18 protein-coding genes and 1 pseudogene are annotated in these 20,435 nt (G+C 51.8%); 5 read left to right on the top strand and 14 right to left on the bottom strand.

The genetic code is table 11. The annotated features are described in order from the left end of the window. The first annotated feature begins 233 nt into the window (after positions 1-233). Together HV041_RS00330 and HV041_RS00325 are read left to right on the top strand one after the other, a co-directional pair. A complete protein-coding gene (locus HV041_RS00330) occupies positions 234-1,238 on the top strand; it encodes an IS110-like element IS4321 family transposase (RefSeq protein WP_000427620.1) in 1,005 nt (334 codons plus the stop codon). A gap of 280 nt (positions 1,239-1,518) precedes the next feature. Next, positions 1,519-1,803, top strand: a complete 285-nt coding sequence (locus HV041_RS00325; RefSeq protein ID WP_129008949.1) for a hypothetical protein — start codon at positions 1,519-1,521, stop codon at positions 1,801-1,803. Positions 1,804-1,872: 69 nt separating this feature from the next. Here HV041_RS00325 and HV041_RS00320 read toward each other — a convergent pair whose 3' ends face one another. Further along, positions 1,873-2,772, bottom strand: a complete 900-nt coding sequence (locus tag HV041_RS00320; RefSeq protein WP_026056053.1) for an integrase domain-containing protein — start codon at positions 2,770-2,772, stop codon at positions 1,873-1,875. A gap of 1,195 nt (positions 2,773-3,967) precedes the next feature. Here HV041_RS00320 and HV041_RS00315 point away from each other — a divergent pair. Further along, positions 3,968-4,645 (top strand): annotated as a pseudogene (locus tag HV041_RS00315) (IS630-like element ISEc33 family transposase); the annotation flags it as partial. Positions 4,646-4,695: 50 nt separating this feature from the next. Here the strand turns inward: HV041_RS00315 and HV041_RS00310 are convergent. The 3 genes from HV041_RS00310 to HV041_RS24935 form a co-directional block, all read right to left on the bottom strand. Continuing rightward, positions 4,696-5,244 (bottom strand): hypothetical protein, encoded by a 549-nt coding sequence (locus tag HV041_RS00310; protein WP_221891797.1) that lies wholly within the window; start codon positions 5,242-5,244, stop codon positions 4,696-4,698. 211 nt (positions 5,245-5,455) lie between these two features. Next, on the bottom strand, positions 5,456-5,695 hold the full coding sequence (locus HV041_RS25210) for a DUF4113 domain-containing protein (protein ID WP_326928816.1): 240 nt from the start codon (positions 5,693-5,695) through the stop codon (positions 5,456-5,458). Positions 5,696-5,733: 38 nt separating this feature from the next. Further along, positions 5,734-6,276 carry a hypothetical protein gene (locus HV041_RS24935; RefSeq protein WP_050547113.1) on the bottom strand — a complete coding sequence of 181 codons (543 nt, stop codon included), beginning with the start codon at positions 6,274-6,276 and terminating at the stop codon, positions 5,734-5,736. Positions 6,277-6,329: 53 nt separating this feature from the next. Between HV041_RS24935 and HV041_RS00300 the strand changes: the two genes are divergently transcribed. Both HV041_RS00300 and HV041_RS00295 read left to right on the top strand, forming a co-directional pair. Next, positions 6,330-7,438, top strand: a protein-coding gene (locus HV041_RS00300) for an IS3 family transposase (RefSeq protein WP_182294033.1) whose coding sequence is annotated in 2 segments (ribosomal slippage) — positions 6,330-6,591 and positions 6,591-7,438 — 1,110 coding nt in all. Because the reading frame shifts where the segments join, the coding sequence is not laid out codon by codon here. A 351-nt stretch (positions 7,439-7,789) separates the two neighbouring features. Then, the gene (locus HV041_RS00295; RefSeq protein ID WP_016808242.1) at positions 7,790-8,167 is read left to right on the top strand and encodes a hypothetical protein; all 378 of its coding nucleotides are present in this window, start codon (positions 7,790-7,792) and stop codon (positions 8,165-8,167) included. A gap of 31 nt (positions 8,168-8,198) precedes the next feature. On the opposite strand, the gene HV041_RS00290 is transcribed toward HV041_RS00295, so the two are convergent. From HV041_RS00290 to HV041_RS00245, 10 genes are all read right to left on the bottom strand, one after another. Further along, positions 8,199-9,707: a conjugal transfer protein TraG N-terminal domain-containing protein gene (locus HV041_RS00290; RefSeq protein WP_016808243.1), complete on the bottom strand. Its 1,509-nt coding sequence runs from the start codon at positions 9,705-9,707 to the stop codon at positions 8,199-8,201. A gap of 2 nt (positions 9,708-9,709) precedes the next feature. Continuing rightward, entirely contained in the window at positions 9,710-10,048 is a 339-nt protein-coding gene (locus HV041_RS00285; RefSeq protein WP_016808244.1) for a hypothetical protein, read from the bottom strand. Positions 10,049-10,058: 10 nt separating this feature from the next. Then, the gene (locus tag HV041_RS00280) at positions 10,059-11,534 is read right to left on the bottom strand and encodes an integrating conjugative element protein (RefSeq protein WP_016808245.1); all 1,476 of its coding nucleotides are present in this window, start codon (positions 11,532-11,534) and stop codon (positions 10,059-10,061) included. Next, positions 11,534-12,526: a TIGR03756 family integrating conjugative element protein gene (locus tag HV041_RS00275; RefSeq protein ID WP_016808246.1), complete on the bottom strand. Its 993-nt coding sequence runs from the start codon at positions 12,524-12,526 to the stop codon at positions 11,534-11,536. The genes HV041_RS00280 and HV041_RS00275 overlap by 1 nt, the downstream gene beginning before the upstream one ends. Beyond that, positions 12,523-12,921, bottom strand: coding sequence for a TIGR03757 family integrating conjugative element protein (locus HV041_RS00270; protein WP_016808247.1), 399 nt, complete (start codon positions 12,919-12,921; stop codon positions 12,523-12,525). Before HV041_RS00270 ends, HV041_RS00275 begins: the two co-directional genes overlap by 4 nt. A 962-nt stretch (positions 12,922-13,883) precedes the next feature. Then, entirely contained in the window at positions 13,884-15,188 is a 1,305-nt protein-coding gene (locus HV041_RS00265) for a restriction endonuclease (protein WP_016808248.1), read from the bottom strand. A gap of 3 nt (positions 15,189-15,191) precedes the next feature. After that, complete coding sequence (locus HV041_RS00260) at positions 15,192-16,331, bottom strand: AAA family ATPase (RefSeq protein WP_016808249.1); 1,140 nt, start codon at positions 16,329-16,331, stop codon at positions 15,192-15,194. Beyond that, the gene (locus HV041_RS00255) at positions 16,321-16,893 is read right to left on the bottom strand and encodes a hypothetical protein (protein ID WP_016808250.1); all 573 of its coding nucleotides are present in this window, start codon (positions 16,891-16,893) and stop codon (positions 16,321-16,323) included. The genes HV041_RS00260 and HV041_RS00255 overlap by 11 nt, the downstream gene beginning before the upstream one ends. Then, positions 16,886-19,105: an N-6 DNA methylase gene (locus HV041_RS00250; protein WP_016808251.1), complete on the bottom strand. Its 2,220-nt coding sequence runs from the start codon at positions 19,103-19,105 to the stop codon at positions 16,886-16,888. Before HV041_RS00250 ends, HV041_RS00255 begins: the two co-directional genes overlap by 8 nt. Then, positions 19,102-20,196 carry a DNA adenine methylase gene (locus HV041_RS00245; protein WP_016808252.1) on the bottom strand — a complete coding sequence of 365 codons (1,095 nt, stop codon included), beginning with the start codon at positions 20,194-20,196 and terminating at the stop codon, positions 19,102-19,104. Before HV041_RS00245 ends, HV041_RS00250 begins: the two co-directional genes overlap by 4 nt. Positions 20,197-20,435 lie beyond the last annotated feature (239 nt).

Raw genomic sequence — 20,435 nt, 5'->3', positions numbered from 1 at the left:
CCTCAGTAATAGGTGGTCTTTCGTCTCCGCTTCCTTGGTATATGCAAACTTGATACGGGCACGATGAGCTATCAACATACTCGTGAGGTAGTATTGGTGATTTTTTAGCTATCACCATAGACCCGTGAAGCAATCTGTACGAAAAACAGGCTTAGCGTAGGATATTTAATGAGATGGTCACTCCCTCCTTCCCGGTACTATGCTGAGGATAGGCTTTCATTCGGAGAACTATCATGGAAAACATTGCGCTCATTGGTATCGATCTGGGTAAAAACTCTTTCCATATTCATTGCCAGGATCGTCGCGGCAAGGCTGTTTACCGTAAAAAATTTACACGGCCAAAGTTAATCGAATTTTTGGCGACATGCCCCGCTACAACCATCGCAATGGAAGCCTGTGGTGGCTCTCACTTTATGGCACGCAAGTTGGAAGAGTTGGGGCATTTTCCTAAGCTGATATCACCACAATTTGTCCGTCCATTCGTTAAAAGTAACAAAAACGACTTTGTCGACGCCGAAGCTATTTGTGAAGCTGCATCGCGTCCGTCTATGCGTTTTGTACAGCCCAGAACTGAATCTCAGCAGGCAATGCGTGCGCTGCATCGTGTCCGTGAATCCCTGGTTCAGGATAAGGTAAAAACAACCAATCAGATGCATGCTTTTCTGCTGGAATTTGGCATCAGCGTTCCACGAGGAGCTGCCGTTATTAGCCGACTGAGTACCCTTCTTGAGGACAATAGTTTGCCTCTATACCTCAGCCAGTTATTGCTGAAATTACAACAGCATTATCACTATCTTGTTGAGCAGATTAAAGATTTGGAATCCCAGTTGAAACGAAAGTTGGACGAAGATGAGATTGGACAGCGCTTGCTGAGCATTCCCTGCGTCGGAACACTGACAGCGAGTACTATTTCAACTGAGATTGGCGACGGGAAGCAGTACGCCAGCAGTCGTGACTTTGCGGCGGCAACAGGGCTAGTGCCTCGACAGTACAGCACGGGAGGTCGGACGACATTGCTGGGAATTAGTAAGCGAGGTAACAAAAAGATCCGAACTTTGTTGGTTCAATGTGCCAGGGTATTCATACAAAAACTGGAACACCAGTCTGGCAAATTGGCCGATTGGGTCAGGGATCTACTGTGTAGGAAAAGCAACTTTGTCGTCACTTGTGCTCTGGCAAACAAGCTGGCCAGAATAGCCTGGGCCCTAACGGCACGACAGCAAACTTATGTAGCATAACGGCAGAAATACACCGGTTTAAAGAATCACTGATCTGGTTTTGCGAATACTGATATTGATGATACTAACGGCCCACCGGCCTGTTGAGGAACCTGTAAAACGGAAAGGCTCATTGAAGCCGTATATTTTCTGGAGGTTCATCAGGCGCGGAACTCATCGAGGCGCGGGAATAAAATCCCATTCAGACGCCGGATAGATTCAAGCAAGCCAATTTATCGTCAAAATCGGTGTTGCAAAAACGGGAGTGACCATAGATTCCGTTTTCCAAGCGGACCCCTACATGTCGGGTAAAACTCACCCATCATCATGTACAGCAACTCCAGACTCCCCACTGGCAGCAGTACTTGCGGATATCTTGTCAAGAAAAATGCGAATGACTCACACACCCGGAATAAAGAAACGATATTTTTTGCATGTCAAAACAATTATCAGATTAAAAATAAATCCAACAAGTAAAAAAGAGACAATCAATCCTTTCAGAAACGGAAAGTCAATAAATGAAACAGTAAGACTTGCTGGCGCATCAAGCATTAAAGCTATTCGAACATGTAAATTTACTGATTGATAATTTAAAGAAGCCACAGCCCTGCATGAGCTGTGGCTGTACATCCTGAAAATTCAGTAGCGATACAATCTATTCTTTTTCCTTACGAAAATAAACTTGTTTAATATAACGCCCCCGACCATCTCCATGGCCCAGGTCCATTGAAACTAATGCCTCGGATTCATCGCGACTCATTCCATTTTTAATATGGTGATTTACAGCATCGCGGGAGTAAGCGTAACGTAAACTGTGCGGCGCATTTTTACCATTCATTCCGGCCTCTCTTACAATATTACGGTAGCGATCAATAGCGGTATGCAGAGAGGGTTTATCAATCAGTTTTCCGTTATGTTCACTGACATAACTAATTGCCTTGTCAAGAATTGATAAAACTTTTTCGCGATTAAAAACTGTCGTTTCCCTTGGACGTCCGCCTTTAGTCCCGAAAACAACACGGACACGCTCATGATTATTAATCAGTGCCTGCCTCCATGTCTTTAAAGACTTTGCAGACTGAACGGTTTCTTCTGTTCTCAATCCAAGATATCGGGAAAGTTGCACAGCAAGAGCAACGCCCTCGTCTTTTCTTTGGGCAAAACTGACCACAGCATTAAGTTTTTCGTCTGTAATGGGAAGTTTAGTTCCATCCCGGTTAGCACCAGAAATCCCGAGCGCCTGATTACTCAGGTTAATGTGACTGGGATCGGCCAGTTTATTTCTTCCTGCTGATAATAAAACAGAACGGATAGCAGACATCTCATTCTGTAACGTCCTGAGAGATAAACTATCTGCCTTCCTGCTCTCAATATACTTTTCAATATGGGAAGTTTTGATATGTTTTACGTCCCTGATCTGAATATTCAGTTCAGACAGTCGTTCAGAAAAACGTTCTGCGATTCTTGAACGGTCAGCCACCGTTTTATAACTTCCCCGCCCCTGACGGGCAAGCGTGACGAGTTGTTTGCACAGCTGTTTACTGAATCTGGACATTTCACTCTCTCCAAAGGCATACACGTCCCTCTGCTTGTAAAGAAGCAGACGGATCTGTAGACCAGCAATTCATTCCCCGACGACACGGTTGCTGTTGCGCTTCCTGCGTCTCGACTGGTATCTGTGCATCGGGGCGGCGAATTGTTGAGTTCTTGCGAGGCACCCCAGATCTCTGATCTGTTTGCTGCTTATGCAGAGCTGACTTACGTCAAGCTGCCTCCAACACTACTGCTCGTAGTGTCGCCATCGATACCGAGTCGATTTCCTCCTTACTGATAGTTGAACGTTCAGACGGCCTCCCGTCGTGCTTACGTTGATGTGAAAGTGATTTTAAAACCGCACTGACACGGGCTACATGTTGGTCAGATGGTAGTAAAACGTTGAAAACCACGTCTTACGTGGGTTGAGACGTTATGCGCTGCGCGCGTCACTTGGTAGTGTCTTCGCCACTTCACAAGTGACGCCGCGCAGCTTCGTGCTCCTAATGCAACTCCGTAAGCGGCCAAATGTACCAAATGGCCTTATCCGTCGATGCAAAAGTCGTACGAAACTCAGGGCGTATCACTGCAAATGAGAAGACGTTGAACTGATGCCGTTCACAGAACGGAAGTGAATTGAAACTGGCAGATTTGCTACACAGTAAACCTTCATCGCCGCGTCATAGTGCGCCTTCATAGACGATATCTGCTTTCAAAGGTGAGCAGATTTGCCACATTTTTCATGTACTCCCTTTCAGGCTTAGAGAGTTTTATTGTGCAGTCACCCGAAGGCGCTCCTCACAGACTGCCGGAACATTGGTGGTCGCAGCTTAAGTGCGACTGTAGCCACCCAAAGGCGCTCATCACAGGCTACAAGAGCATTGGTGGTCGCCAGTGCGACAGTACAACAGTTTGATAGTACCAACAGGGAAATACGACGTCAAATGGATGTAGACATCGTTTTTTGGGTGAGTAATATGTAGTTTTCTCCGATGAAAGTGGTTGATATGGATATTTTAAAACAACGCCTTATGATTCTGATTTTCGGATTATCTAACTTTTTATTCTTTTATTTATTATTAACCTCTATTGATCTAAATATATTCTTAATGACTAAATAGATGCGCGGAATAGTAGATCACTGAAAGGGAACTCAGCCCGGATTGTGCGATCTGATCAATCGCCAAACCAACCAAAACCACCAACCGGACTGAGCGATGCCGATCATAGCACCAATACCCCGTGGCGAACGACGCCTGATGCAGAAAGCTATTCATAAAACGCGCGATAAAAATCATGCCCGCAGACTCACGGCCATGCTGATGCTTCATCGGGGTGAACGGGTCAGCGATGTTGCCAGAACTCTCTGTTGTGCCCGTTCATCCGTTGGTCGCTGGATTAACTGGTTTACGCACTCAGGTATTGAAGGCCTGAAATCCTTACCCGCAGGGCGCTCCCGACGCTGGCCTTTTGAACATATCTGCACCCTGTTACGTGAGCTGATAAAGCATTCTCCCGGCGATTTTGGTTATCAACGTTCACGCTGGAGCACCGAATTACTGGCATTAAAAATCAATGAGATAACCGGTTGCCAGTTACATGCAGGAACCGTTCGCCGCTGGTTGCCATCTGCGGGGCTTGTATGGCGCAGGGCCGCGCCAACTCTGCGTATCCGTGACCCACATAAAGATGAAAAGATGGCGGTAATCCACAAAGCGCTGGATGAATGCAGCGCAGAGCATCCGGTATTTTATGAAGATGAAGTGGATATCCACCTTAATCCTAAAATCGGTGCGGACTGGCAGTTGCGCGGACAGCAGAAACGGGTAGTGACGCCGGGGCAGAACGAAAAATACTATCTGGCCGGCGCACTGCACAGTGGCACGGGTAAAGTCAGGTAGTTATCATTAACACATAATGATAACTACCTTTTCCCGATAAAATATCACTCACCTATAGCCACGGAATGAATTTCCTTCATCAACTTCTGTACGCCAGATCCCGATAGCCTTTCTGCAGATGCCGATGAATATGTTATATAGAGTTTACTTCCACTCCCGTTTTTTTCAATTTCTACATCTAAATGATCGTTATCATTCCAGTCAGAGCCCATTTTATAATAGCTACCAGGTATTGCCTCCCAAACTGGATGTGCATCATCTTCAGCGGCCGCTTTCCATGCCCCGTCATTAGAGCTATTCCGTAAACTATCCAGCTCCTGACTTGACATAAACTTGTAATGTCTTTTTATTCTGGCAGCAGCAGTATCTACATCAACAGCTACAGTATAATTTTTAGACTTGGATTCTTTTTTTAATGACTGAGGTAAATGCATTGGTGTCGTAACATCAGTTGATGGGTTAGAGTTTCCCCTCAAAGAGTTCATTATACCTGAAGCACCATGACTGATTTTATTATTTGTATCTGCTATTTCCTGCATGCTACAGGCTGTGACAAGAGCAGGAATTATTAAAATGGCGGTAAGACTCCTCACGATCCATATCCTCCAAACATATTTACTAAAAAAGCGGTCAATGAAAAGTACGCTTGACTTATTCACCATGTAACAGACTGTAAACCCTGCCGTATAGAGTTTGTAATGTCAATGGTGCGGTTTTGAGCAAATATAAAAAAGATTACCTTACTCTGACAATATCATCCAATCTGTTTGTAAAAGCGGGCGAAAGTCTTTCTATTCGCATCTTTCAGCCTGTGGCATCACTTTTAATGCCCTGCCCTGCAAACCAGACTGAACCCTTACCAGAGCTGTTAATGCTGTCTATGAGTGTCATTAATTCATCGCTATTACGATGAGGCTGAAGGTCATCGAACAGGGTAAGTTGTAATACTGCCGCGCTGCGAAAATCGGTGAGAATTACACCTGCGCGTTGATAACGATGCCCCGGGATGAATATTGTTTCAAGAGCTCTTACAGCCGCCTTGATGATATCCCGGGAATCACGGGCCGGAACAGCAAGCTCCGTTACAGCCTGATTTTAAAGAACGACTCATTCTCTGCAAAGGGACTGGTACTGATGAACACCGCTACTCGTTTACAAAACTGGCGCTCTGCGCGTAACTTTTCCGCTGCACGTTCGGCATGAGCGCAGACGGCCTGATGGATGCTGAATTCATCTGTAGGTTTTTCTCCAAAGGAGCGGGAGCATATGATTTGCTCCTTTGGAGCTGTAAACTCTTCAAGGCCCAGGCAGGGCATGCCGTTGAGTTCTCTTACTGTTCGTTCAACAACCACTGAAAATTGCTTACGAATAAATGAAGGAGACAGCTCAGACAGCTGGAGTGCATTGTTAATCCCCATCAACTGCAATTTTTTACCGAGCCGACGGCCAATACCCCAGACCTCTTCGACTGGCACCAAGGCCATTAACTTTCGCTGTCGCCCTATATTGCTCAGGTCAACTACTCCTCGCGTAGCTGGCCAGCGTTTACTTGCATATTGGGCCAGTTTAACCAGAGTTTTCGTTGGGCCTATCCCCACTGACCCTGACCCAAAATCCTGTTCCATTCAGAAACAGAATTCCGGCATGATAAACACTCCCCTGAACGGAGGTGGTGCCGATGAAAAAGTCACGATTCACCGAAGAGCAGATTGTTTTTGCCCTGAAGCAGGCTGAACTGGGTACGTCAGTGCCGGACGTCTGTCGCAAGCTGGGCATTTCGGATGCCACTTTCTATACGTGGCGTAAAAAATACGGTGGTATTTCTCCTTCGGAGCTGAAGCATATGCGGCAACTGGAAGAGGAAAATCTGCGGCTGAAGAGGCTGGTTGCCGATCTGAGCCTCGACAAGGCGATGCTGCAGGACGTGCTGGCAAAAAAGAGCTGACGCTGGCACACCCGCGCGAATGGGTCAGGGATTTGCAAGCCCGCTACGGGGCCAGTGAGAGACAGGTCTGTTTTGCGCTGCGGGTCAGCCGCAGCTCGTTTCGATATCGTTCTGTGGCCGCCGACGACAGCGCACTGCGGCTACGCATCCGTGAGATAACCGAAACCCGGGTTCATTACGGGTACCGCCGGGTACACGTGATGCTCAGGCGGGAAGGCTGGCGCGATAATCACAAACGGATCTACCGGCTTTACAGCGAACAGGGGCTGTCACTGCGTCTCAAACGGCCACGCCGCAATAAATCGGCCCAGCGCCGACAACCGCAGCCTCAGGGTCTGTATCCGAATCACGTCTGGGGCATGGATTTTGTCTCTGATGCGTTGTTTGACGGGCGACGACTGCGCCTGCTGACGGTTATCGACCTGTACACCCGCGAATGCCTGGGGATCTGCGTGGGGCAGAATTTGCGTTCAACAGAAGTGGCAGAAATGCTGAACAGCATAGCGCTCAGACGTCCTTTACCTCAGTTGCTGAAAACCGATAATGGTTCTGAATTTGCAGGTAAAATGCTGGACAGATGGGTGTACGAAAGAGGCATCAGAATCGACTTCTCACGCCCGGGAACACCGACGGACAATGCGACGGTGGAGTCCTTCAACGGCAGGTTACGGCAGGAATGCCTGAACGAAAACTGGTTCATGTCCCTGGAGGATGCACGGTGCAAAATCGAGGCCTGGCGCATACACTATAACCAGAGACGTCCCCATTCTGCGCTGGGCTGGATGACGCCATCTGAATTTGCTGAAAAGTCTGCCGGTTGCCTGAATATGCAGCCAACATGAAGCCGGTTATTCCTGATTATGACTGGAGCATATTCGGGGTCAGGGTCATATGAAGACATTACTAACATCACGGTGTATTAATCAACGGGGAGCAGGTCAGGGCTGCATGGCGAGCGCTACAAAACGGGCTTTCTCTTCGGGAGTATAACGGCGGCGCTTTTGCTCGCCAGTGATCACTTCGATTCTTTGCACAGGACACTCCTTAAACATAGCTCTTTGCCTATGTCTTACTGGTGAAGTGTCCGGTTTAAACGGGGGCTATTACAGGATACTAATAGCCCTTGTTAATTGCACAAAAAATCGGCTATGGCTATAGTGGTCTTTAAGGCTTACCTAGTATGGAGGAATGTAATGCCTCAATCTCAAAAAAATCGAGCTTGGAATCGTGGAGCAAGACTTGCAATCCTTTATAAGCAAATGAAAGTTAATCTCCTGAATCTTGATAAAATTTGCGTAACATTGGCAAAGAAAAATAGAATACCTACATGGATTGGCCATATACCCTTGATTCTGGTTTTTGCCGGCACTCTAGCAGGGCTTTTGACAGTGGGTTTTGTGATCTCCGCATGCCTGATCTTTCTTTTATGTATCACCTTCATTGCAAAAAATGTCAGCTCGTCAGCTCCTGACGATGATGATTCAAGCACAGGCCCCGGTTACAGATATGGTAAAGATGGATATGGTTATTATACGGGTTCTGATGACATTACGTCTGAGAAACTAGATTAAGCGAGGCATTCACGCCTCGCTTAATATGCCATTATAAACGAACACTTTTTTTAACTGAATCTACAGCTGCTCCCCCGGTTTCTTGAGGTTTAGCAACCCCAGTTTTAAGTGCCCCAGAGATTACATCGCCTATTCTTACTCCCGCCCAAGATAATGCTCCTAACCAAACGGCAGGCAGTACAATAAACATCGCTCCCATAACCAGATTCATAATAAGGTCATCGGTACTGTTCTGCAGCCCTGCCATATTAAAGCGGCTGTGAGTGTCTGAACTGTACAACGCGGTTAACAACCAGCTGTCGAGCCAGCGCGCCAGTTCCCACCAGAATGTCAGGAAGTTAAGAGCAAATATCACAAAGGTCAGCGTAATAACGGTTTTGAATTCGTAGGCCGCAAATGCCAGGATCAGCGGCAGCATGACATATATTGCCATCAGCAGGATGGCCTGCACCATTGGCAGCGCCTGCCGCATCGCATCGAACGCCGGGAACGCGGCCAGACTGCCGAGGGCCGTACCGCCAATGGAGGCCACGCGCGCCGCGGCATTATCCAGGGTAAAATCGGCGTTGCCGCCATAGCCGGCATACACGTGACCATTCTGTGAGACCGTCAGGCTTTCCGGGCTGACCAGACGACGGATGACGGCTTCCTGATAGTCACTGTCGTTAAAGCCTGACATTTTCATTGCGGCCGAGATACGCAGCCACATATCGGGGTCGGCCTGGTCCTTCACCCGTGCTTTCAGTCCGGTGTCCGTACTGCTCCACCACTCGCTGCAGGTGGGATAGCCTCCTCTTCCTGTATTGGGCCGGCCGCTGTCCCGGCTGTCGGTCCACGGGAACGCAGCCCGGGGCAGTTTGGACTGCAACGAAGGATAATACCGGCTCAGGAATGTACTGCTGCCAATCCATTCGATATCACGCAGCGTGGTTTTGTCCTTTGTCTGGCCCTGATCCTGTTGCTTCCACAGATACAACGCAACCGAATAGCAGTCGTTGGTGAAGTCCTGCAGTTCCTGCGCCAGCGCTTTGTTGTCGATACGCGTATGCTGCACTTCAAAGCGGATCTGGCGCATGTCAGGGCGGCAGGGAATGGTCGCCACGGCTGCCTGGGTTACCCCTTTTGAGAGTTTATGAATCAGCACCCACCATACCGGTGCTGCAGCCGTCTGGCCGTTGAGACTGGTGACCACGCCGGCATAGCCGCTTTCATCCGGCGCTTTTGGCGTCCACACACCACAGCTCTTTGCCCGGGTTGTGTCGTACTGCATCGTACTGAGGCTGACATTAATCAGCGGTACGCAGCAGGCAATCATCACCAGGAAACCGGCATACAGCGCGTTCTCGATACGGGGCAACGACAGCATCCCCTTGTTGCCTTCATCCTCCCCCTCTTCGCGGACCCTGAGCCAAACCCCCACCACCTTAAACGCCAGCGGCAGGACAAAAAGCCCGGTACTCAGCAGGACATTCCACAGGCCGTTATTGATCACCCAGCCGAGCAGCGTGAGAAAATACTCAAGATAGCTGTTTGTCGTCATCTTCAGGCTCCCGGACCGGTAAACATCGCGTACTCACATAACGCGATAAAAAGTACACTGACCACACTGATGCGCAGCAGTGGTCGCCTGTACGACTCTTGCAAACCCGGCGCATGCCGGATTTTCAAGAGGCCCCACGCAACCAGCGCATACAGCGCCAGTCGCCATATCAGCCAGCCGTAGCGCGTCGACTGCATCCAGCTCCGGAATGCAGCAGCTTCAGTCGGATGTTTCATGGCGGTGTCAGCCACCATCAGTGAGACCACCATGAACAGCGCCATGCAGGCGAGGAAAATGCCGGCACGGGTCAGGACTTTCCTGACAGTCGTTTTTTTACGCATCCTTATTCCCTCATTCAGCCGACTGCGGCGCTGCCATCTGGTTGAAGCGACTGTCGGTATTGTCATCAGACTGGGTCTGCGGGTTGGTTTCGACGCGCTGGTTCTCCCTGTCGATAATGGTCAGCACCGAATTACGTGACAGTTCACGCTTCATCTCCATCTCGTTTTTCAGCGCCGCGATTTCCCGATCCAGCGCCTCAATACGCTGGCCGGCGGTATCAATGGCCTTTGGCTGAGCGGCAGCATTCGGCTCCGACATACCGGTAACCATCATGCGACGCATCAGCAGCGCCGTTTCCACCGTGTCAGACATGGCCAGCTCGCCTGCAAGGCGGGCGGTCAGGGCCGCGTTATCCGGATCACGCTGCAGGGCTTTAATCACGCCGGCCGTCACCGGCAGTCCGCCTGTTTTCAGCTTCGCCAGATTCGCGGCCGTGGGCTTTTCCGTACCGTTGACGAGCCTGACCAGCTGCTCAGCGTTGGCTTTGGTTGCCTCTTCCAGCAGTGGGGCAAAGCCGGTGCCGGCAACGGTCGTACCGGGCTGGTCATCCGCATCACCGCTGGTACATTCGCTCGCGTTGGCACAGGTGCGCATCGAACGATCGCCCAGCACCTTCACGGTCATGGCCGCCGCCTCTTCCGCGCTGCCGAATTTAGAGCATGCGCCACCGTTACAGCTGCTTTCGCCGACAGTCGAATTAGCGGTGACAGGCAGACCGTTCATCATGTTGTAGCCGGCAGCAACAAGGTCATGGGTGACACGGATGGCGGGCTGCCCCGCCCCCCCACGTTTCTGACCGCCAATCCAGTTATTGCCCGACGTGCCGGTGACTTTCCGCCCCGCCTCATCTGCACGAACCGCGTCAGTGTCTCCGCTGTTCACAACAGACTTGTATTCATCCATCATGGCCTGCTGCGTCCAGTTACTGCTGTCGCTGAAGTCCATCATCTTTTTCGCCATGTTCTGGCAGTTGAGCTGCGCCTTGTCGAATGACACATTGGCCTGAAGCACGCCGTTTGTGAGCATGTCATACAGACCGGGGTTGGCCCGCTGAATGACCATCGCCGGCAGACTGGCCACCGCGCCGGTGGCCCCCTGAATCACGTCGCCCATCAGGTTTTTAAAGCCTGATGTGACGCCGTTGAGCTGGTTGCCGACGGTGGTTTTCAGGTCAAAATTGCCGCACATCAGGTCACTGCTCCAGCCGGTATTCAGCCCCAGCTTCTGCATATTGCCGCGCGTGGCCGGCTGGGAAATGACCGAGCCGCCGCCGAGGGTGTAGAACAGTTTGTCTGACACCGCCCCATCCACGGACTTGCCGTAACCGATGGCGCTGTTGTTCACCTGCGGCAGGGACATGCCCAGGATGGTATTGTCATCATCGGCTGCGTGCGCGGCCGGGAGGACGTTCAGCAGGGAGCCGGTCAGCAGCAGGCTTACGCGAGCGGCTGAAAATGAAGGTGTTTTTTTCACGGTTTTCCTCATCAGATATCAGTGCTGCCCAGAAATGTCTGCCCGCGTCGTTTGCAGCAGCTGTAGGGCTGCCAGAACGCAAAGGCTTCGTTGTTGTCGCTCGCGGCGGTGTGGCTCCCGTCCGGGAAGACGGCACATGACTGTGTCATGTGGGGGGCCAGCCGCTGCCATTTGTGATTGCGTGTGCCGGTGTTTTCCTTAACCTCGCCCGGTGGCCAGTACCCGTCATGACGGTTGCCTTTGAGCACCTGATACACATGCGGCTGCCCGGCGCGGGTGATAATGTCTGCGACACGCTGTGCCACCACGGCAGAGGCTTTATCATCATCGGTCTGGCTGACAAACCCCGAACGGGGATAGACGTTGCCCCACATATTTGCTGCGGCCTGACTGCCGATTTCCCGCTGGCCGGGCACAAGCGCCTCCGGATAGAGGGACTCCGGCACGCCCGTGCGCCAGGCCGCCGAATCCAGCGTACTCAGGAAGTAAGGCATTAACGGGGTGGCTGCGGTATCACAGGAATAGCCCGGAATACTGCCGCCAATCAGGGAGGTGGCCGGGTGGCCAATCGCATCGGCATATTTGAAACGGACGGCAGACTTGCGCTGGCCGGGATTTTTCATGTCGGCCGGATTGGCTCCTCCGGCAGAAACACCGGAAAGCCCGCTGGTCACAGCACTCTCTAACCCGCCGGCGGTCTGGCTGACAAACGCCATTTCCTGCCACGGGTTGCCGCCCGGAGCGACATAGGTCGAAACGACTGTCTGAGGAATGAAGTGGGTGACTTTGACCGATGTGCGCACCTTGCAGCCAAAGGGGGTGCAGAACAGCCAGTAACAGATGCCACTCACACGCCAGCTGATACAGTTTTGCGACACGGCGCTGGCAATAATCTGCGCGGTGTTAAGTGCTGCAATAGCTGCCGGCGCGGTTGCCGTACCCAGTACCGTGGCAACCGCCAGCGAGCACACCGTGGTTCTGATGCGGGAAGGTTTTGTATTCACTGACCACCTCCCCGGTTACGCAGGGAAGTGGCCACGGCCACATCCGTGGTGCCGTACACCACATCGCGGTCATCAAATACCACAGCCGGCACTTTTTTGATGCCCAGCTCCCAGGCCCGGACCACCTGCCGATAAGAATCGTTTAGTTGCAGCTGTTTTTGTTGCCAGGCAGGAGACGTCATAATCTGCCTGACCTGTGCTTCGGCCTGCTGCGGGTCTGCAGGCAATTCCCCGAACATGTCGGCCTGCAGCCGGTCAGGACCATCAAGAAGGACCACCGGCACGTCCGGCGGCAGATTTGTCGGCAGATGTTGACTGTCGGTGAAGAAGACCGTGCCGGCCAGTGCGAATGCCGGCAGCAGAGCCGGCAGGAAAACAAGAGGGGTCAGTTTCATGAATCGGGACTCCGTCAGACTGAATCGTCTGTCAGCGTGCCCGCGGCCGTTCATAAAAGCCGCAATAAACTCATTTTCAGAACTCAAAAATTAATCTGCAAGTTTAGAATTTTCCTTTCCCACTGCTTTACCTGTTCTGACTGACCGCTGCGTGCCCAAGCCGTGTGAAAACTGTTTTGGTCGCTTAATCTGAGAAAAACGGGGCTGAAAACTACGCTCATACGTAAAATTTGGCTCAGCTAAACAGTCGAGTAATTACAGATTTTGCGTAGGTGCGCGAACTTCAGTTTTGGGTTAGGGCCCATAGCGCAGTCGGACTGACGGCTCGGTCTGAGGAGGATCCGGGGGCGGACTAAACCGGGCAGTGGCTGAAGTTTTGATGATCAGCAGCAGGCACTTTGGAATGCCCCCGCTTCCGCAGACAGTATCTGTCCTCACGGTGAGGCCTTTTCGAAGGCCTCCGGACTGACGCCTTCCAGGTGACTGTTAAACCCGTGGCGATTCATCCTTTTTGACTTACGCAGCATACACCAGATGGCTGATGCAGAGTTCATGGCAGGGATAATATGTTTAACCTGATAGAGGATCGTAATCCCGGTGAAGTAATACCCATCAAATCATTTATGAAATGTCCGCGCCTCGTGCGGGATGAAAATAAAGTTTAATACTAACTAACGGCAAAAGCCGCCTGGATCGGTGTTTTTTTGTTCGAAAAAGGAGGGGTTATCATCCTAAACCAGAGGCCGGGCGCACCTGCCGGTCGGATCCGTAGAAATAAAGTTTCATACTTAGCGATTAGAAAGCCTTAAAGGCATACTGGTACGCCAACGCTTGGAACTACTTAACCTGCTGTTATGGCGCAGTCAAGCTCCTGGCTGCCGACAATGTTAAACGTTTTCAGACCGCCCCTAAATGTAAAATCAACCATCGCTAAATCTGTTAGGAAGAAGCCCTTGAATCAATCACACAAAGGCTGCTGTAACCCCAGCAGCCATGTTTGCGGCAAATAATCTGAGAGCTCCCGCCCTAGAAATCAGGCGGCTCTCGATCTGAATGCCCACGATTTGCACGGCATCCACCACAGCCTTTTCAAAGACAGTGCACGTCCCTACGGGCTGCGGGGCATCGCTTGGTTGTGCAGGATAGGCTAGTGCCACTAGGTTGCATCCAGTAGCCTTGGAGAAGGCCAGGGCTTCGTAGATGTCAGCTTCACTGATGCGAAGCTGTCCCTTCTCCACGTGGCCCTTGTACTTGGCATCCAGCAGCATCCTGGGCCTTGTTCCATCGAGCTCAATTACACAGTCTGGGTACACTGAAAGCTTGCTCACAGCACCGGTAATCATCCTGATCTTAGTGCCTAAGGGATAGCCCTGTTGGGGCACTACGGCACTGCGACCAAAGCCCAATCGTGCGGCCACCGTTAACAGATCTTCCCACACGCGCCAGGTATTCACTAAGTAACCAGGTGCATGGGCCTGTCCCTGCTTGTAGTTAAGCCCCAGGCCTCCGAGCACATCGATAGACAGCTCATGCAGTGGCTTCCACGCTCGGTGCCGTGCAGGAATGGGGTTTCGACGGTTAGCAGCAACGTTCTGAGGCGAAAGGTCCTCAATCAAACGCACCAGCGAACTTGCGGCTGAAGGGTCACTTACTTCAGGGAGTAACTCCCTGGCCGCTGCCACGATATCCCCGTTCCAACCGTTCTTGCGATCAAAGCGAATGAGCTCTTGCTCAAAGCCATCAGGTGAAGGAAAGATGAGATCCACCGGATCAGGATCCCCATCGATGAAGAAGTCTGCTTCACGCACACTACGATAACTGCGCAGTGGCCGACGTTTACGGGCCTCGTACATGCTCGTGATGGAACGAGCTACTAGCGTAGACAAATCCCTTGGGGTACCACCTGATGCCGATAAGCGTTCGGAAGCCAAGAGCCGCCCATGACGTGAAAGCGTGGAGAGGAAAAAGAAATCTTCGCGCCACGCTGCATCTGTGTCGTCGAGTCCCAAAAACTTGGGAGCAACTTCCAGTTCCAGTGAAGGTGCCAGGCGAATGAGGCCCGCAAAATCGATGGCACGTGTGCCCTTGGCATCCACACTGATAGGGTTGTAGCTAAGCCTTAAGCTCGACGCAATCCGGCTCCCAGCCTCCAATAAAAGGCTGTTGGCCTTCGTGCGATCCACCCCAATCGCTTCAGCAATCGCACGGCTCAGGTCAACGGGTGTACCGTACTCAATAAGGGACAGCCGTGTTCGGGGGTTCACCACGTGCTACCCCCTCGGATTGGCAAATGCCCTGAGAGCTGCGTAGATATTGTTCTCAGCAAAATTCGTGGGCCCTTCAAAACGAAAGCGTAAATCATCCGCAAAAGTTGTCTCGGTGAGCTTGAACGGATTAAAGGCTGGCCCATCCAGCGCATTAAGAGCCGCTGCAATTCCTCGTGTGTCCCCGAAGAATACCTCTTCCACGTGTGCCCGCACCTTCGCCCACCCTACACACAGCGTGCCCAAAGCTTCATTAAGGCCCAATGTTTGCGGCTTCACATCCGACATCAGTACACCATGCCCGATCTGAAACTCGGGACCACGGCCCAGAGCAATTTGCGCGTTTACAGCAATCCAGGCACTCACCGAAGCCTCCAAGGCATCGTTCACGCTGGCAGGTACATCAGGCAATGCATTGACACCCTTGGCACCCAAACCGTAAAACGTCCGCAAAGCCGCCTCATCGGGCTCTAGGCGCATAGGTTCCCAACGACGCAAGAACGCGACATCCAAGGGCTCCACAGACGCATCGGCCTGATTCATCGCAGCCAGGATATAGAGGTCATGGGGCAGTGCGTATTCGATCACATCACCAGAGACGGGATCGAGCATTTCAAAGAACTGCGTTTCAGCAAGTTTGGCCCCATCAGAGGCCAAGCGTTTATCGGACTCAATGGCCACAATGGCACCACCGAACACCTGCACCGCAGGACCTCGGTTGATCTCATCAATGATCAACAGTGCAGCCCCATTGGCACCCTTCGCATGCTCACTGGCACGGTACAGAGTCCCCTTCACGATGGTGAAGTCTGGGTCTCCTGCTGTCTTGTTGACCGCAGGCGTGATGCCCGATAAGAAATCGCGGTACTTGGAGTTTTGGTGGAAGACCGTCCGAAAGACTTTGCGGTCCATCTTGGTGGGTGCAGGAATGTCTTTAACAACCCCAGCAGCAGGGGGAATAGGGATGCCGCCCATGGGATTGAGCTGCGGTGGGCCACCTGCAGGAGCAAGACCAAAGGCTGTTTCAAAGGCCAAAGCAACTTCGGCCAAGAGCTTGGACTTGCCCGTGCCAGGTGCACCAGACACCAGCACGTTGCGCGAACGTGCGAGTAGCTTTAACACCTGTTTGCAGTTTTCACTTACCATTACAGAACCTACGCATGTTCGTGAAGTCGATATAGCCAATTACGGCTCGATTAGCAGCCCGCTGTGCATCCAAACAACTCAATAGCTCTTGAGCAACTGAAGGATCCCAAACGCCTTTAACACGAAGAGTTGCTTCTTCCGCGAAGTGCGGCCAAACCGACTGGTCATGAAGCTGAATCAGAAGCAACAAAACGCGATTCCCAATTCCCCCTGATGGCATTCGGTCCGAATCAAAACATGAAAATTTCGGCACCTGAGAAATCCATCCCTCTCTCGGCCGAGACTTTGTGGGTGACATAAACTCAGCTGCTCTTGATACAACCTGTGTTGAGTCCGGCTCGTTCCAAAAGAAGGTACCTTGATGTACTGCCTTTCCACCCCGGAGAATTTTATTGGGAAATATCAACTCAACAGCTGGCAACACCGCCTCGTAGGGAAATCGAAAGTCTCTTGCCCCCCCTCCAGAATCAGAGTCATTAGACTCCGCATCAGCTTTCCGTCGATCTCCCTCAACAATCTCCTTGTACAGAATTCGAGCAACCTGTCCCGCTCCATTAGCCATGAATTTTGGATCCTTCTTCTATTTCTTCGCCCCCCAGAGCGAACTCAGAGGGTACATAAGCAATCGCCCCCAGCGCGCGTGCCTGCATCGCACGGTGCGACCAAACTGTAGACAGACTTCCTGTGCGTTTTGCCATTGCAGCCAAAACATTATCTCGGGTAATTGTGGACTTGGCCTCACCTGGCAAGCCCACTTGGCCCCGATCCAAAAGCGGGAAGTCTTGGAGCACTAACTCCATGTCCTTCAAATCGAGCCCATAGGCCACGGCCACTTCCGCATCAATCTCCCCACGAAGCTGCGCCATGCGCTCGTAGGTTTCACGAGTAGCCCCCGCACTGTCAAGTGTGCGCAATTCGCGTGCAGCACTCACCAGCCTCTTCCATGGCAAACCATCTTTGGCGAGTTTTGGCATGGGCACGCTTTGCAGCAGGAAGTAATTCACCGTCGTAGTGAGCACACGCCGAAGCATCCAGTCAAAGGCAAAACTGTTAGCGATGGACACCCACACCAGCAGCCGTTCTTCTGATGGGTCTTCAGGGAAAAGGATCGTGGGCACCTTATTGCCACAGACCACCCCAGCAGGAATTAACGAGGCCATGAGCGAACGCTCATTGGTCTGACCCGCAATGTCGCAAAAGCCCACACGCAGCACGTCCGCACGGTGCTGGTTAGCACTGGGCATGTCGGAGAGACGAATCCAAAACTGGGGGGCAAGGCGTGAGTCTCCGATGGCATAAGCCTCCCACAACGCACGGCGACCAGTGCCTGACACGTGGCCTTTTACACCAAAGCGATGCGCCTGCACCATTCGACCTTCCACCAGTGGCAAAGCGCCAGGCGTGGCACGCCCCAGGAACTTAGGACGCTCCTTGGTCATATCAACTTCACGGCAAAACTTCGGGGTCCAGCCATAACCAGGCTCTTCCCACGAAACACCTGCTTCTCCGATCTTTGAGAAGAGCTTCCACTCAGACACGTTACGAACCTCGGGCAGGCTCAAATCGCCCCGAACACCCGCAAGTGCTGCACGCCCAATAGTGGCAGTTCCCGTAATCTCCAATCCCGTAGGGGTGCCCCGCTCATGCATGAGAGTGATGGGCTCACGCTTGCTCTTTTCAGAGCCAGCCTTAGTGAGAGCCACGGCCAGGAACTTAAAGCGTGTGTCGATCGTAAAGAACCGTGCACGGTTATCGATGATCGACATGGACACGCTTTGGCTCGCATCAAAGATTTTCTGCCGCATGGCGCGGGTACCTTGCGAGCGAATGAGCCCACCCGGAATTAGTGCAACCACCACACCCTGCTTTTTGCAGAGTTCAAAAAAGAGGTCCGTGAAAGCAATGTATAGGTCTGGCTCTCCATTACCCAAATCGGGATAGCGAGCCAACAGGCGACGAGAGTAGTTCGCTACCTCATTGCGCTGCTGGGCAAACAGATCCTCATCAAGCCCATGAATTTGGGCCCCGTAGTGGCGCTTGGTGCCTGAGGACTTCAAGAATTCGTGCCGTGAGAGCTTGACCTTTTCCCATGGTGGATTGCCGATCACCGCATCAAACCCCTCAGGGACCATGGCAGTCCAAACCTTGCGATCAGCCATCAAGCTATCGCCACAGTACCAACGGGCACGCATAGCCTTAAGAGTCGATACATCATCAGTGAACGAAGCAAGCGCAAGCAGTGCCGCACGCAAAGAGTTGCCAGAAAGATCCGCTGCATACACACCGTGAGCCAACCAATGCGCCGTCTTGGCTCTATCCATACCACACACTGCGTGAGTCAGCGCTGCTAGCAAAATTCCTGCACCGCAGGCAGGATCAATCACCTTGCTCTTGTGTGTGAGCTTGGGGGCTGCGAGCTGCGCCAGTCGTGTAGCCAGGCGAAAATCCGTATGGTAGGCGCCCGTGCTTTTTCGATCCTGCTCATGCAAGACCTCACGCGCCAAGACACTCAGTGCCAAAGCAGGGTGAATAGGTGAACGCTCGATGGCACTTGCTACAGGTACCGCAAGCTCCAAAAGATCTGATGCTGCGCGCTTGCTCTTGACTCCAAAAGCCTCATGAAACGCCGTTAGGTCAAACCCGCCAAAACGCGCTGATGCTGCCTCCAAAACTTGAAGCCGAAGCTCAAAGCTGGTTTCCCCTCCCACAGCCTGAGTGAGTGCCGCTTCTGCTGGGGCCAGGTACTCTGATTCAACAGGCCGAGGAGAACTCATGCATAGCTCCTCACGAGAACGGGTTTGATAGCTTTAACTGTTTTTGACTGGGCTTGGGGAAGCTGTGCCATGGACCGTTTCACGACCACCAAAAACTCATTCACATCGGACGCCGAGCTACTGGCTGCCTTGTTTGGCCGGTATCGACCAATGGCGCCCAAAGGGTACATTGTGGACGAGCCGATCTTAGAAAGCTCAGCCTTCATGTCCTGCATGCAGATGTGCCCTTCACTACTGTACGAGAGCAGTACCCTTTGAGCCTTCAAGCCATGAACCAGACGCGAGAGTGTTTTGAGAGCACGGCTCTTGTAGCAAAAGTCAGAAGCCAAGGCCTTCCATGGACGAAGTCCCGCAACCCCCTCCACCACAGGCTCATCGCCAAGAGCCACCGTTTCAAGGATGTGGTAATAGCTCGCGTATTGACGCTTGGTGTACGGGGGGTCCAAATACACGAGGTCGTGTGCAACATTCGGAACGTCGAACACATCACCCACGCTAGCCTCAACACACACTCCAGTTTCTTTGAGATCACGGCAACGCATGGCAATCTTGTTTTGAGATTGGCTTGTCCATTTGGAGAGGAAGCAGCCAAAAGTGCCCGCAATGTTGGCAACGCGGTTCAGTGCACTAAAGAGATCGGCAATCAATAGCCTCTCCTCAATTTCGTCAATATATCCGGCACCTTTCCACTCAACAATCAAGCAGCGCATAGCGTCTATCTTAGCTGCATTTTCTTCGGTGAAGTACCTACGCTCAATTCCACACGTATCGATCGAAGCGGGGCTATAAGTGCGCCACATAAAATCATGCAATGGCTTAACTGCGTTTAGCTTGCTAACAGCACCAGAGTACCCACCAAGTTTTTTGAAGGTCACCTGATCATGGCTGATAAGACGTGCCCCAGCAGAGATAACAGCTGAGTGCAAGCTATCATTAATCCGCACATTCCAACCATGCTCCGCAGCAGCCTCAGCTACAGCTCCAGTTCCACAAAAAGCATCCACAAAAAACGCGCCCTTTCTAGGCGGCCCAATGTGGGATGCTATCTTGTCGACGAGTCTAGATTTGGAGCCAATATAGCGAAAAGTCATATAGAAACCCCTACGTTTTTTTTACGGCCAGTTACTGCTCGACCCTGACCAAGTTCTTGGCTGGCTTCTGGGCTTTGCAACACAATGCCTTTGTGGTCGCAATAGTCACAAAGGAGTACCTCAAGCATATTCACCATGCTCCGCTGCTCATGCTCCGCTGCCTTCTTTAAGGCCTGTTTGAACTTTCTGGAAACTCTTAGATTTAAGGTCTCACTTTTGAGGTCAGTGAATCGCATGAA

This window comes from Citrobacter sp. RHBSTW-00029 (assembly GCF_014104295.1).
GTDB classification, from domain to species: domain Bacteria; phylum Pseudomonadota; class Gammaproteobacteria; order Enterobacterales; family Enterobacteriaceae; genus Citrobacter; species Citrobacter youngae.
The sequence above is the reverse complement of the archived record's forward strand: the minus strand, read 5'-3'. Positions and strand labels throughout refer to the sequence as shown.

What these genes read in the sequence shown, in the direction of transcription:
- HV041_RS00330 (WP_000427620.1), top strand. Translation starts at nt 234, where the DNA reads ATGGAAAACATTGCGCTCATTGGTATCGATCTGGGTAAAAACTCTTTC.
- HV041_RS00325 (WP_129008949.1), top strand. Translation starts at nt 1,519, where the DNA reads ATGTCGGGTAAAACTCACCCATCATCATGTACAGCAACTCCAGACTCC.
- HV041_RS00320 (WP_026056053.1), bottom strand. Translation starts at nt 2,772, where the DNA reads ATGTCCAGATTCAGTAAACAGCTGTGCAAACAACTCGTCACGCTTGCC.
- HV041_RS24935 (WP_050547113.1), bottom strand. Translation starts at nt 6,276, where the DNA reads ATGGAACAGGATTTTGGGTCAGGGTCAGTGGGGATAGGCCCAACGAAA.
- HV041_RS00295 (WP_016808242.1), top strand. Translation starts at nt 7,790, where the DNA reads ATGCCTCAATCTCAAAAAAATCGAGCTTGGAATCGTGGAGCAAGACTT.
- HV041_RS00290 (WP_016808243.1), bottom strand. Translation starts at nt 9,707, where the DNA reads ATGACGACAAACAGCTATCTTGAGTATTTTCTCACGCTGCTCGGCTGG.
- HV041_RS00285 (WP_016808244.1), bottom strand. Translation starts at nt 10,048, where the DNA reads ATGCGTAAAAAAACGACTGTCAGGAAAGTCCTGACCCGTGCCGGCATT.
- HV041_RS00280 (WP_016808245.1), bottom strand. Translation starts at nt 11,534, where the DNA reads ATGAGGAAAACCGTGAAAAAAACACCTTCATTTTCAGCCGCTCGCGTA.
- HV041_RS00270 (WP_016808247.1), bottom strand. Translation starts at nt 12,921, where the DNA reads ATGAAACTGACCCCTCTTGTTTTCCTGCCGGCTCTGCTGCCGGCATTC.
- HV041_RS00260 (WP_016808249.1), bottom strand. Translation starts at nt 16,331, where the DNA reads ATGGTAAGTGAAAACTGCAAACAGGTGTTAAAGCTACTCGCACGTTCG.
- HV041_RS00255 (WP_016808250.1), bottom strand. Translation starts at nt 16,893, where the DNA reads ATGGCTAATGGAGCGGGACAGGTTGCTCGAATTCTGTACAAGGAGATT.
- HV041_RS00250 (WP_016808251.1), bottom strand. Translation starts at nt 19,105, where the DNA reads ATGAGTTCTCCTCGGCCTGTTGAATCAGAGTACCTGGCCCCAGCAGAA.
- HV041_RS00245 (WP_016808252.1), bottom strand. Translation starts at nt 20,196, where the DNA reads ATGACTTTTCGCTATATTGGCTCCAAATCTAGACTCGTCGACAAGATA.